The sequence below is a fragment of the Pseudomonas sp. B21-051 genome, assembly GCF_024748795.1.
Taxonomy (GTDB): domain Bacteria; phylum Pseudomonadota; class Gammaproteobacteria; order Pseudomonadales; family Pseudomonadaceae; genus Aquipseudomonas; species Aquipseudomonas putida_A.
This window is the reverse complement of the sequence record NZ_CP087166.1, coordinates 2265078-2277240: the sequence shown is the minus strand read 5'-3', so window position 1 is coordinate 2277240 and position 12163 is coordinate 2265078. Positions and strand designations below refer to the sequence as shown.

Here is a 12163-nt window from a genome sequence, read left to right as displayed (position 1 = left end):
TCCTCGTTGCACAGACGTTAGCCGGCCGTTTCCGACCCCAGAATCAAGGGCATGCATTCTAGTGGGTCAAACTCAAGAAGTCACCCTACTGAAAACGGGTAAAAAAACAGCAGGCCATTTATAGGTGTGAATGCAGCAATGCACTCCACCCCGAAGACGAATAAAGACCATCACGCCAGGGCTCTGCTCACCGCTTCTATATATAGAAGAGACCGCGAACCATCTCCCTGACGGCCGATCCTGCGAACATGACCGGTGGTCGACACGCAGGCCGCAAGCCCATGAACACGACGAAACGCCCTGCCCTTCGACCTGAAACCCAGCACAACAAACCACCAGCCGTAAAACAAAAAAGGCGCCAGACTGTTAAATCTGGCGCCTTTCGAAATATGGGGTGGACGATGGGGATCGAACCCACGACAACGGGAGTCACAATCCCGTGCTCTACCAACTGAGCTACGCCCACCATATTGCGTCACAAAAAAGCCATTCAACTTCTTTGCTGAACTTCATCAGGCCTGCGGCATGAATGAAGCTTTAATTGGTGCGGATGAAGAGACTCGAACTCTTACGCCTCGCGGCGCTGGAACCTAAATCCAGTGTGTCTACCAATTCCACCACATCCGCAGATGAAGCTTTTTAAAGCAAAGGCGCCAGACTGTTACATCTGGCGCCTTTCGAAATATGGGGTGGACGATGGGGATCGAACCCACGACAACGGGAGTCACAATCCCGTGCTCTACCAACTGAGCTACGCCCACCATATCGCGTTACTTGTGCCAAAGCTGCCTAATGGCGCACCCGGCAGGACTCGAACCTGCGACCATCCGCTTAGAAGGCGGATGCTCTATCCAGCTGAGCTACGGGCGCCTTGTTAATCTGTACCCTTGGAGGACTACAAACTAAATGCTTTCCAGCCTCGCAGAACCGTAATCCCGCTCAACCTTCTTAACCAGTGCTAGGCTGTGCCCGACAAGTGCGACGAATAGTATAGAGCGACCTTAAGGTCGTCAAATCTTTTTTGAAAAAAATTCATTTAATTAAAGGAGTTAGGGGAATTTGCTGACCAAGCGCCTTTGCCCTCACCGCCTGACATGCGAGAATGCGTTCTCTTTTTTTCCCCTCTCGATGGTTAATCACGCGCAATGACTGCACAACTAATCGACGGCAAATCGATCGCCGCCAGCCTGCGCCAGCAGATCGCCCAACGAGTTGCCGAGCGTCGCCAGCAAGGCCTGCGCACTCCCGGCCTCGCGGTGATCCTGGTCGGCAGCGATCCTGCCTCTCAGGTTTATGTCTCGCACAAGCGTAAAGACTGTGAAGAGGTCGGCTTCCTCTCTCAAGCCTACGACCTGCCTTCCGAAACCACTCAAGAAGCGCTGACCGATCTGATCGATCGCCTCAACGACGACCCGGCCATCGACGGCGTGCTGCTGCAACTGCCGCTGCCCGAGCACCTGGACGCCTCCAAACTGCTGGAGCGCATTCGCCCGGACAAAGACGTCGATGGCTTCCATCCTTATAACGTCGGTCGCCTGGCCCAGCGCATTCCGCTGCTGCGTCCGTGCACACCAAAAGGCATCATGACCTTGCTGGAAAGCACCGGCGTGGACCTTTATGGTCTGGATGCGGTGGTGGTGGGTGCGTCGAACATCGTCGGTCGTCCGATGGCGATGGAGCTGCTGCTGGCCGGTTGCACCGTGACCGTCACCCACCGTTTCACCAAGGATCTGGCCGGCCACGTCGGCCGCGCCGATCTGGTAGTGGTCGCCGCCGGCAAGCCGGGCCTGGTCAAGGGCGAGTGGATCAAGGAAGGCGCGATCGTGATCGACGTCGGCATCAACCGTCAGGACGACGGCAAACTGGTCGGTGACGTGGTGTACGAAACCGCCCTGCCCCGCGCCGGCTGGATCACTCCGGTTCCCGGCGGCGTTGGCCCGATGACCCGTGCCTGCCTGCTGGAAAACACCCTCTACGCGGCAGAAACCCTGCACGCCTGAGACGTTTTTCCGCAATAAAAGAACCCCGCATTGTGCGGGGTTTTTCGTATCTGAGAAAAAACACTAACCGTTCGCCGGAAACCCCTCTTTTTACAGGCCTTTTCACGAGATTTTCAGGTCATTCAAACAACCATCGACAGATCTTCAGCCATACTCCTAGAATGCGACGCTTTGAAGAAATAACCCGTTACAAACTAACGGAATATCCAACCTTTATGAGTTCGCCCGCGTGAAAATTCGTCTTTCGATTCTGAGCCTGGTTTTTGCTTTTTCAGGCACATTCGTCACGCCAACCGTCAACGCCGCTGAAACTACCGCCGCGCCACGCGATGCTTCGCAATTGAAGATCGCCTCCGGCAGCGCCCTGCTTATGGATTTGCAGACCAATAAAGTCATCTATTCGAGCAACCCGGATGTGATCGTACCGATCGCTTCGGTGAGCAAGTTGATGACCGGACTGGTGGTGGTTGAAGCGCACCAGAACATGGACGAATGGATCGACGTCGACATCAGCCACACGCCGGAAATGAAAGGCGTGTTCTCCCGAGTCAAACTCAAGAGCGAACTGCCGCGTCGCGAGATGCTGCTGATTGCCCTGATGTCCTCGGAGAACCGTGCGGCCGCCAGCCTCGCGCATCACTATCCAGGCGGTTACGCCGCGTTCATCGCCGCAATGAACGCCAAGGCCAAGGCGCTGGGCATGACCAACACGCACTATGTCGAGCCGACCGGGCTGTCTGAACGCAACGTGTCCACCGCCCGCGACTTGAGCAAATTGCTGGTCGCCGCGAGCAAGCATCCGATCCTCAGCGAGCTGACCACCACCAAAGAAAAAACCGTAGCGTTCCGCAAACCCAATTACACCCTGGGTTTCCGCAACACCGATCACCTGGTGAACAAGGCTGACTGGGACATCAAGATCACCAAAACCGGCTTTACCAACCCCGCGGGTCATTGCCTGGTGCTGGTAACGCGGATGAGCAATCGTCCGGTCGCCCTGGTGATCCTCGATGCGTTCGGCAAGTACACGCATTTTGCCGATGCCAGCCGTATCCGCAGCTGGATGGAAACTGGCCGTAGCGCCAACGTTCCGGCAGTGGCTCAACAATACAAGGCCGAGAAAAACCTCAAGTCGCGCCAGAGCGGCGTGGTCGAAGCCTCCAAGTAACCGAAAAAAACCAACTGTGGCGAGGGAGCTTGCTCCCGCTGGGGCGCGTAGCGGACCTTCTTTTTTAACAAGAAAAGGCCTGCTGCGCAGTCCAGCGGGAGCAAGCTCCCTCGCCACATTAGCCATTGGTTAAATAGCCTTTATTCAATCATTGGGTAGCGGCATTTTGTCGTCATCCGGAATGCCGTCACCAGCGCTCGGATCTGGCGTCAGCACATTAGGCCGCGCCAACGGATCGCGCAGCGGACTGTCCGGATCCAGCACAGGATCCACGTCGTCCTCAGGCGTGGTCGGCACGCTATCCGGTTTTTTATCGTCGAAGCTGGAATCGGTACTCATACGCACCTCACTTCAGGGTTTCAGGTCAGCCAACGGATCGTAGGGCTTGGCCGGACGCTTGCTGTCTTCGCCAGGTTCCACGTCTTTCGGCGCCTTGGCCGGGCCGACGGGGTCGACCTGCGGATCGTCGAGATCCGGTGAATCCGGATCGAAACCCAGATCATGACCGGACGAATGCTCGCTTGAGTGTGGGCCTTTCGGGGATGGGGAATCTGCCATGCTCGCCTCCTGATTCACCCGCACATTCGGGCTCTATCAGTGAGAGGCCTGCCGAGCGTGAGGGTGCCCGGCAGATGACGAACGGAGCCTTAATGTGCGGCCAGAGCCTTTCTGGCTTGCGCCGCTTCACGTTCCTGCCCGGCCTGCGCCAGCTCGTCCGCTGCCGTGAGCCAGCGCTGGCGATCAACCTCGGCGGGAATCTGCGACGGTTTCTGGATCAGTACCGCCCAGCCGCCGGATTTTTCGAAGGCCGATTCAAAGGAACTGAAGCTCATCAGTTCTCGGCGATTCATCCCGGCGCGCAACAGCACCTTCTGTTTCAGCCGGTCGTAACCGGAAAGGATCGCATAACGCGGTTCAGCCCAGAACGCCGAGCCTTCACTGAAGCGCACCATTACCGGATAACCGGCCGCCACCTGGGTCAACAAGGCAGGCAGGTTCTTGTCCAGCGGATAGACCACCATGCCGTAATCACGGGCCAGGTTCTGCAGATTCTGTTGCAGCTGGTCCTGTGCCCCCGGCAGATGCAACGGTTTTTCCAGCAGGCCCGGCGTGATCATGATGCCCTGCTGCGACAACAGGCTGGCCAGCACTTGCGGACCACTCTGATTGGCTTCGCCGCGATAGAACGTGCCGCTGAGTTCGACCCGCTCCGGCAGACGCTTGACCTGCGGCGCCACGCTGCCCGCACACCCCGCCAACACGGCCACGCAACCGGCCACCAGCAACACCCCTCGCAATCGAGAAAATACCTGCACCATCGTCACTCTCTGATCAGACGCCGGTCATCGTGTTCCGGCAACGCCTGCGATCATAGGGCGGAGCACGCCTGCGGTATAGCCTTAAACCGCAGACCGATCGTTTGCATAGAGCGAACTGATTGGTCATCACCGACCTTTGGTCAATAGTCTGAAACACCCCATTGTCTAGACTGTCACTGAAACAGAGCGAATTGAAAAAGTGAGTGCCCGACGCAGGGCAAAGAGGAGGCACTGATGAGCCTGACCATGACTATCGTAATGCTGATCGCCGGCTGGCTGGCAGTGGCCAGCGCCATGCTGTGGGGCGTGCTGCGTATTGCGCGGCGCCATCACCATCCGGTCGATTCGACCCCGAATCACAAGCCAGAAAAGCACCGCCACGCGACTGCGCACTGAAACTTTGCCACCTCGCCAGATATGCCCCCCCTGTAGGAGCTGCCGAAGGCTGCGATCTTTTGATCTTCAAAGTCAAAAGATCGCAGCCTTCGGCAGCTCCTACATAAGGCACCAGCCATAAGACATAAGCCATAAGCCATAAGCCATAAGCCATAAGCCATAAGGCATGAGCCATAAAGCAAAAAGGCCGGCTGGACTCCTGAAGTCCAGCCGGCCTTTCCATTTGTTACGATTTACGCCTGCTGAGCCAGCTTCTTCTGCTTCGCCCGGCGCGACATCATGTTCAGCACTTCAATCGCTGCCGAGAATGCCATGGCCGCGTACACATAACCTTTCGGTACGTGGGCGCCGAAGCCTTCGGCGATCAGCGTCATGCCGATCATGATCAGGAAGCCCAGCGCCAACATCACCACCGTCGGGTTGTCGTTGATGAACTTGGCCAGCGGTTCAGCCGCAAACAGCATCACCATTACCGAGACCACTACTGCGATCACCATGATCGGCAAGTGCTCAGTCATGCCCACCGCGGTAATGATGCTGTCGATCGAGAACACCATGTCCAGCATCAGGATCTGACCGATCGCGGCAGCGAAGCCCAGGGTCACGGTCGATGTCGCGGATTTCGGGTCTTCCGGCGCCGGGTCCATGCTGTGATGGATCTCGGTTGTGGCTTTCCACACCAGAAACAGACCACCGGCAATCAGGATCATGTCCTTCCAGGAGAACGCCTGGCCCATGATTTCGATCACAGGGGCAGTCAACTGCACGATGAAGGCAATAGTGCTCAACAGAGCCAGACGCAGAATCAGCGCCATGCCGATACCGATGCGCCGCGCCTTCTGCCGATGCTGCGCGGGCAGCTTGTTGGTCAGGATCGAAATAAAGATCAGGTTATCGATGCCGAGCACGATTTCCATCACCACCAGTGTGGCCAAAGCAACCCAGGCGGCGGGGCTGGCGGCGAGTTCTAACAGATATTCCATGGGTCAGTCCTGACTCTGTGTAAGACGGTTTAGATGGTCTTGGAGGAAGATTCGGATTTTTCCGCGTCTTTTTCCGGTGTTGCTTTTTTCTCGATCAGGCCGCCTGTGGCGTCGCTGAGTGCTTGTTCAGCAGCCTTGTGCGTATCGTCGATCGCCTGTTTGGCGCTTTCGGCGGCCTTGCCCATCAATTGCTGGGCGCTTTTCTCGGCCTGATCGCAACCGGCCATAAGCAGTAAAGACGTAAACATCAGTGCAGGGATTGTGTATTTCATGGGGCTTTCCTTCGAATGAACAGACAGGGTCACAGACCGCCCGTCGATGGCTGGGCATTCTAGGGAGACAAACACTTCAGGAAAATTCGTATTTTTAGCGGCTATACTTCGGCTTTAACGAACTATAACAATCGATGTAGGAGCTGCCGCAGGCTGCGATCTTTTGATTTTTTAAAGCAAGATCAAAAGATCGCAGCCTTCGGCAGCTCCTACAGAGGGGACGCGGCGAATGCTGAATTACCGACAACTGCATTACTTCTGGGTGGTGGCCAAGACCGGCAGCATCGTGCGTGCCTGCGAGCAACTTAACCTCACGCCACAAACCATCAGCGGGCAGATTTCGCTGCTCGAACAAACTTACGGCATCGAACTGTTTCAACGGGTCGGCCGTCAGCTCGAACTGACCGAAGCCGGACGCCAGGCCCTGCCCTACGCCGAGCAGATGTTTCAGCTGGGCGGCGAGCTGGAGTTGATGCTGCGTGCCCAGCCCAACGAACAGCAGATCCTGTTTCGCGTCGGCGTGGCGGATGTGGTGCCCAAATCCATCGTCTACCGCCTGATCGCGCCGACCATGGAACTGCACGAGCCACTGCGCATCACCTGCCGCGAAGACAAACTCGAACGCCTGCTGGCGGATCTGGCGATCCAGCGCCTGGATCTGGTGATTTCCGACAGTCCGATGCCATCGCATCTCGACATCAAGGGGTACAGCCAGAAGCTCGGCGAGTGTGGGATCAGTTTCTTCGCCACCGCGCAGTTGGCGGCGCAATACGGGCAGGATTTTCCGCGCAGCCTCAACGGCGCACCGCTGTTGATCCCCGGCGCGGAAACCGTAGTGCGCAGCCGTTTGCAGCGCTGGTTTGCCGAGCAGCAGATCCAGCCGCGAATCGTCGGGGAGTTCGATGACAGCGCCCTGATGCAAGCCTTCGGCCAATCGGGCAGCGGGATCTTCATCGGTCCGAGCGTGATTGCCGATGAAGTCAAACGCCAGTACGGCGTCGAAGTGATTGGCCAGACCGATGCGGTGACCGAGTCGTTCTATGCCATTTCAGTGGAGCGCAAGGTCAAGCACCCCGGCATCGTTGCGATTACCGAAGGTGCCCGACGCGAGCTGTTTACCGCGTTATGACGCCTGGGCGCATGCGTCGCGCGGCTTGAGCGTCATCAACACCATGGCGAGGAACACCGACAACAGGATGAACCCGGCAGCGGCGAACCCCAGAAAACCGAGGCCGGCACTGTCAATCACCCGCCCGCCGATCATCGCACCGAGGCCGATCCCGAGGTTGGCCCCGGCGATATTCAGCGAGGCGGCAAAGGCTGGCGCTTCCGGTGCGGCCTTCATCAGGCGCACATGGCTGACCAGGAACAACGCAGCCTGGGTGATACCCCAGATGCCCATGGCCACCGCCAGCCCCACCGTCGAGTGAATGTTCGGCACCAGCGAGACCATGCCGGCGATCATGAACGCGCAGAACAACACCGAGGCGCCTAACGGATGACGATCCACCGCGCGGCCGCCCAGCGAGTTGCCGATCAGCCCGACCGCACCGAAGCCCATCAGGCACCAGCCAACCACCGTGCCGTTGAACCCGGCCAGACGCTCAAGAATGTCGGCCAGATAGGTATAAGCGGTGAACATGCCGCTGAACACCAGGATCGACAATACGACATGACCGATCATCAGCGGGTTGCGCAGGATCTTGAACTGCGAGGCGAAGCTGACCTGATGCTGGTGCAGGCTGGTTTTCGGCAGGTAAACCAACAGCAGCAAGGCCTTGGCGAAAGCGATCACCGCCAGAATCGCGAACGCACTGCGCCAGCCGAACGCATCGGAAATCAACGTGCCCACCGGAATACCGAACACCGTCGCGCAAACAATGCCGAAGCCGATCTTGGCAATCGCGCGGCCAGCGTGATCCGGGCCGACGATGTCCACTGCGGTCTCACTGGCCAAGGCCCAGAACACCGGCAAGCCGAGCGCCGGGATCAACCGGGCGATGGCCATGACCCAGATGTTCGGCGCCAGCGCCGCCACCGTGTTGGCCAGGCCGAACATGATCAGAATGCTGATGAACAACTTGCGCCGCTCGAACCGGGCGAAATACGCGGTCAAAAATGGACCGAACATCGCCACCGTGAAAGCGAATAGAGTCACCAGCAGACCGGCCTGCGGAATGGTTACCGCCAAGTCGCGGGCAATGGCCGGTAACAGGCCGACGATGACGAATTCCGTGGTCAGCACCGTGAATCCGGCGGCGGACAACAGAAGAATGGGCAACAGCATGAGCAACTCCAGCAAAACGACGACACCAGCGATGACCGAAAGGCCCGCTGGCAGACTATGAAAATGAGGATGGTGAATCTTAACAGAGTGTTTCCGGGCTGACTTGCACAAACCTGCCGACTTGGCGATCAATCCGGTGGCAGATCGTCACAGGCCTGAAGGATAACGCCTACGCTGTGATAAAGTCCGCGCCCCGAAAAACGTACACCCTGATCAACGACCGGTTCCATGGCGTTGATGTCGCATCAGCCCTTTCGTTTCGTGCCGGTGACCTGCCCCCGATGTATCACCGGTTTCACGCAACCCTGAACCGTATAAAAACAGAGATGCCGTTATGACTGCTTCATCCCCTTCTCTCTTGCAACGCCTTAAAAACCTCAGCCTGGTCACGCAGATCCTGATCGGCCTGATTGCCGGTATCGCTCTGGCGCTGTTCGCCCCGGAAGCGGCGAAAGGCTCGGCATTCATCGGCAAAGTGTTCGTCTCGGCGCTGAAAGCCGTGGCCCCGATTCTGGTGTTCGTGCTGGTGATGGCGTCGATTGCCAACCACAAGCACGGTCAGGAAACCCACATCCGGCCGATCCTGTTTCTGTACCTGCTCGGCACCTTCGCTGCGGCGGTGGTGGCGGTTGTCGCGAGCATGGCGTTTCCCTCGCATCTGGTGCTGTCCACCGACAACGTCGCGGTGACGGCTCCGGGCGGGATCACTGAAGTTCTGCAGAGTCTGCTGTTGAGCGTGGTCGACAATCCGGTCAGCGCGCTGATGAACGCCAACTTCATCGGCATCCTGGCCTGGGCGATCGGCATGGGCGTCGCGATTCGCCATGCCGGTGACACCACCCGCGAGGTGGTCGGTGACCTGTCCAACGGCGTGACGCTGATCGTGCGCGTGGTGATTCGCTTCGCACCTCTGGGCATTTTCGGTCTGGTGGCCTCGACGCTCGCGACCTCGGGTTTCGGCGCACTGATCGGTTACGCGCACCTGCTGGGCGTGCTGCTGGGCTGCATGCTGTTCGTCGCGCTGGTGATGAACCCGCTGATCGTGTTCTGGAAGCTGCGTCGCAACCCGTATCCGCTGACCCTCAAGTGCCTGCGCGAAAGCGGCATCACCGCGTTCTTCACCCGCAGCTCGGCGGCGAACATTCCAGTCAACCTGGAACTGAGCAAGCGCCTGGGCCTGCATGAAGACACTTACTCGGTATCGATCCCGCTGGGTGCGACCATCAACATGGCCGGCGCAGCGATCACCATCACCGTGCTGACCCTGGCCGCCGTGCACACGCTGGGGATTGCCGTGGACATCCCGACCGCGATCCTGCTCAGCGTCGTCGCAGCGATCTGCGCCTGTGGCGCGTCGGGCGTGGCCGGCGGTTCGCTGCTGCTGATCCCGCTGGCGTGCAGCCTGTTCGGCATTCCGAGCGAGATTGCCATGCAGGTGGTGGCGGTTGGTTTCATCATTGGCGTGCTGCAGGACTCGGCGGAGACTGCGTTGAATTCGTCGACTGATGTGCTGTTTACCGCCGCGGCTTGCTTGGGTGAAGAGGCGAAAGTTCAGCGTTCAGCCTGAAGATCAAAAGATCGCAGCCTCCGGCAGCTCCTACATTAGGAATGCGCTTTCCTGTAGGAGCTGCCGCAGGCTGCGATCTTTTGCTTTACCCAATAAAAAGCCCGCCAAGGCGCAAACCTTGGCGGGCTTTTTTGTTGCCGGGTGTTTTAGTACGCGCCCATGTAATCGCGTTTACCCACTTCAACACCGTTGTGGCGCAGCAGCGCGTAGGTGGTGGTGACGTGGAAGAAGAACTGCGGCAGACCGTAGCTCAGCAGGTAAGCCTGGCCGCTGAAGCGCTTCTCTTTCGGCGTGCCGGGACGGGTCACGATCTCGATGCCTTCCTTGCCGTTGATCTGCTCCGGCTTGATCTCGCCGATGTAGGCCAGAACCTTGGCGATCAGCGCTTGCAGCTCGGCGAAGGTGGTTTCGGTGTCGTCATATTTCGGGATTTCGACTTCGGCCAGACGCGAGGATACGCCCTTGGCGAAGTCGACGGCGATCTGCACCTGACGCACCAACGGGAACATGTCCGGGTACAGACGTGCTTGCAGGAAAGCGTTCGGGTCGATGTTTTTCTCGGTGGCGTGGGCTTCAGCCTTTTTCAGGACATCGCTCAGGGCGTTGAGCATTTGTTGAAAAACCGGGACGGATGCGGCGTACAGGGAAATGGTCATGGCAGTCTCGAGTAGTGGCTGGGTGGAACGTGGAGGCGATTATAGCCATGCTTGATGACCACACGGCTTGCCTTTTGTTAGCCAAGGATTAGGCTAGGCGCCTTCGACTGCTGAGGGAACGCGCGATGACCACCGAACTTGCAACCACCACCGACGAACCACGGCTCAACGCCACGGAAATCCGCATCCTGGGTGCGCTGATCGAAAAACAGGCCACCAGCCCGGAAACCTACCCGCTGACCCTCAATGCACTGGTGCTGGCCTGCAATCAGAAAACCAGCCGCGAGCCGGTGATGAACCTGACTCAAGGCCAGGTCGGCCAGAGCCTGCGTGCGCTGGAAAGCTACGGTTACGCGAAGCTGGTCATGGGCAGTCGCGCCGATCGCTGGGAGCACAAGCTCGACAAGGCGCTGGAACTGGTGCCGGCCCAAGTGATTCTCAGCGGTTTGATGTTCCTGCGTGGCCCGCAGACGGTGAATGAACTGCTGACCCGCAGCGGCCGCATGCATGATTTCGAAGATGCCGAGCAGGTGGTGCATCAGCTTGAGCGCCTGATCGCGCGCGGACTGGCGGTGTTGATCCCGCGTCAGGCCGGTCAGCGTGAAGACCGCTACACCCATGCACTGGGCGATCCGGCGGATATCGAGGCGATCCTGGCGGCGCGGCAGAATCCAGCCGAGCGCTCGATCAGCAGCGTGTCAGTCGAGCGCATCGAAGAGCTGGAAGCGCGTATTGCCGCGCTGGAAGAACGCCTGGCGCGCCTCGAATAATCACCACAATACCTTGTAGGAGTGAGCCTGCTCGCGATTGCGCTGGTTCATTCAGAATTTCATTGCCTGACAGACCGCCATCGCGAGCAGGCTCACTCCTACATGAGATCAACGGGTTATTCCCCATCCCAGTAATCCACCCCATCCGCCAGCCGCGCCACGGCAACAAAACCTGACGCATTGCCCTGGTCATCGACTTTGAAGTTGTCCATCACCGCGTATTTGTTGGAGTCAGGGTATTCACAGATATCCGGTTGCTGCTGGGTGCTGACCGCCAGATAACGCAGCTCCGCGTCGCTGGTGTTGATGATCTGATGCGCCGTTTCCGGGCCGCCCGGCGGGCAAGCAATCACGTCGCCCGTGCGGATCGGAAAGCGTTCAGCCCCCAGCCGCACTTCGCCCTCCCCGGCCACCACATAGAACATCTCTTCATTGACCCGATGACTGTGAAACGGACTGCCGCGCATGCCCGGCGGTAATGCGTACAGGCGATAACCGAGTTTTTGCGCGCCGAGTTGCTGGCCTACCCGCGCCATGCGCTGCTGATAACGCCCGGCGGTTTCGCCTTCCGGGGCCAGGGCTTCGGGCAAGGGTTCGAGTTCGACCTGATGCAGGTTGAGAATGGGTGGGTGCATGGCGGGCCTCGGTCACGGTTTTCGTGGGTGGCAAGTCTGGGCTGGCTGGGGAGGCAGTATAGGCATGGATGTCTGGCTTGAGACCGTGGCGCATCCTTCGCGAGCAGGCT

The 12163-nt window shown here is 58.7% G+C and carries 14 protein-coding genes and 4 tRNA genes; 6 read left to right on the top strand and 12 right to left on the bottom strand.

The window, feature by feature from the left end; translation table 11 throughout:
* Positions 1-390 precede the first annotated feature (390 nt).
* The 4 genes from LOY52_RS10230 to LOY52_RS10215 all read right to left on the bottom strand — a co-directional run bounded on the left by LOY52_RS10230 (position 391) and on the right by LOY52_RS10215 (position 870).
* Positions 391-466: transfer RNA gene (locus tag LOY52_RS10230), tRNA-His, on the bottom strand.
* 76 nt (positions 467-542) lie between these two features.
* Positions 543-627, bottom strand: a tRNA-Leu gene (locus LOY52_RS10225).
* Between the two features lie 58 nt (positions 628-685).
* Positions 686-761 (bottom strand) — tRNA-His (locus tag LOY52_RS10220).
* Between the two features lie 32 nt (positions 762-793).
* Positions 794-870, bottom strand: a tRNA-Arg gene (locus LOY52_RS10215).
* Between the two features lie 275 nt (positions 871-1145).
* Between LOY52_RS10215 and folD the strand changes: the two genes are divergently transcribed.
* Positions 1146-2000 (top strand): bifunctional methylenetetrahydrofolate dehydrogenase/methenyltetrahydrofolate cyclohydrolase FolD, encoded by an 855-nt coding sequence (folD, locus tag LOY52_RS10210; protein WP_003223627.1) that lies wholly within the window; start codon positions 1146-1148, stop codon positions 1998-2000.
* A gap of 229 nt (positions 2001-2229) precedes the next feature.
* On the top strand, positions 2230-3168 hold the full coding sequence (pbpG, locus tag LOY52_RS10205; RefSeq protein WP_096795700.1) for a D-alanyl-D-alanine endopeptidase: 939 nt from the start codon (positions 2230-2232) through the stop codon (positions 3166-3168).
* A gap of 144 nt (positions 3169-3312) precedes the next feature.
* On the opposite strand, the gene LOY52_RS10200 is transcribed toward pbpG, so the two are convergent.
* From LOY52_RS10200 to LOY52_RS10190, 3 genes are all read right to left on the bottom strand, one after another.
* The gene (locus LOY52_RS10200; protein ID WP_047291581.1) at positions 3313-3507 is read right to left on the bottom strand and encodes a hypothetical protein; all 195 of its coding nucleotides are present in this window, start codon (positions 3505-3507) and stop codon (positions 3313-3315) included.
* A gap of 12 nt (positions 3508-3519) precedes the next feature.
* Positions 3520-3726 carry a DUF6021 family protein gene (locus tag LOY52_RS10195; protein ID WP_007965370.1) on the bottom strand — a complete coding sequence of 69 codons (207 nt, stop codon included), beginning with the start codon at positions 3724-3726 and terminating at the stop codon, positions 3520-3522.
* 89 nt (positions 3727-3815) lie between these two features.
* Positions 3816-4487: a peptidase C39 family protein gene (locus LOY52_RS10190; protein WP_258679350.1), complete on the bottom strand. Its 672-nt coding sequence runs from the start codon at positions 4485-4487 to the stop codon at positions 3816-3818.
* A gap of 246 nt (positions 4488-4733) precedes the next feature.
* Here LOY52_RS10190 and LOY52_RS10185 point away from each other — a divergent pair, with 246 nt between their 5' ends.
* A complete protein-coding gene (locus LOY52_RS10185) occupies positions 4734-4883 on the top strand; it encodes a hypothetical protein (protein WP_258680090.1) in 150 nt (49 codons plus the stop codon).
* Positions 4884-5116: 233 nt separating this feature from the next.
* Here the strand turns inward: LOY52_RS10185 and LOY52_RS10180 are convergent, their stop codons facing one another.
* Entirely contained in the window at positions 5117-5866 is a 750-nt protein-coding gene (locus LOY52_RS10180; protein WP_202369784.1) for a TerC family protein, read from the bottom strand.
* A gap of 29 nt (positions 5867-5895) precedes the next feature.
* Positions 5896-6138: a hypothetical protein gene (locus LOY52_RS10175; protein ID WP_258679847.1), complete on the bottom strand. Its 243-nt coding sequence runs from the start codon at positions 6136-6138 to the stop codon at positions 5896-5898.
* Between the two features lie 229 nt (positions 6139-6367).
* On the opposite strand from LOY52_RS10175, the gene nhaR reads away from it, so the two are divergent.
* Positions 6368-7267: a transcriptional activator NhaR gene (gene nhaR, locus LOY52_RS10170; protein WP_086794737.1), complete on the top strand. Its 900-nt coding sequence runs from the start codon at positions 6368-6370 to the stop codon at positions 7265-7267.
* Here the strand turns inward: nhaR and LOY52_RS10165 are convergent.
* Positions 7262-8425, bottom strand: a complete 1164-nt coding sequence (locus LOY52_RS10165) for an MFS transporter (RefSeq protein ID WP_258679348.1) — start codon at positions 8423-8425, stop codon at positions 7262-7264. The genes nhaR and LOY52_RS10165 overlap by 6 nt on opposite strands.
* 334 nt (positions 8426-8759) lie before the next feature.
* Here LOY52_RS10165 and sstT point away from each other — a divergent pair, with 334 nt between their 5' ends.
* Complete coding sequence (gene sstT, locus LOY52_RS10160) at positions 8760-9992, top strand: serine/threonine transporter SstT (RefSeq protein WP_258679346.1); 1233 nt, start codon at positions 8760-8762, stop codon at positions 9990-9992.
* A 146-nt stretch (positions 9993-10138) separates the two neighbouring features.
* Here sstT and LOY52_RS10155 read toward each other — a convergent pair whose 3' ends face one another.
* On the bottom strand, positions 10139-10648 hold the full coding sequence (locus tag LOY52_RS10155; RefSeq protein WP_007965386.1) for a DUF1993 family protein: 510 nt from the start codon (positions 10646-10648) through the stop codon (positions 10139-10141).
* A 125-nt stretch (positions 10649-10773) separates the two neighbouring features.
* Here LOY52_RS10155 and LOY52_RS10150 point away from each other — a divergent pair, with 125 nt between their 5' ends.
* Positions 10774-11418, top strand: a complete 645-nt coding sequence (locus LOY52_RS10150; RefSeq protein ID WP_258679345.1) for a YceH family protein — start codon at positions 10774-10776, stop codon at positions 11416-11418.
* A 116-nt stretch (positions 11419-11534) separates the two neighbouring features.
* Here LOY52_RS10150 and LOY52_RS10145 read toward each other — a convergent pair whose 3' ends face one another.
* Entirely contained in the window at positions 11535-12053 is a 519-nt protein-coding gene (locus LOY52_RS10145) for a cupin domain-containing protein (RefSeq protein WP_258679344.1), read from the bottom strand.
* Between the last annotated feature and the right edge of the window lie 110 nt (positions 12054-12163).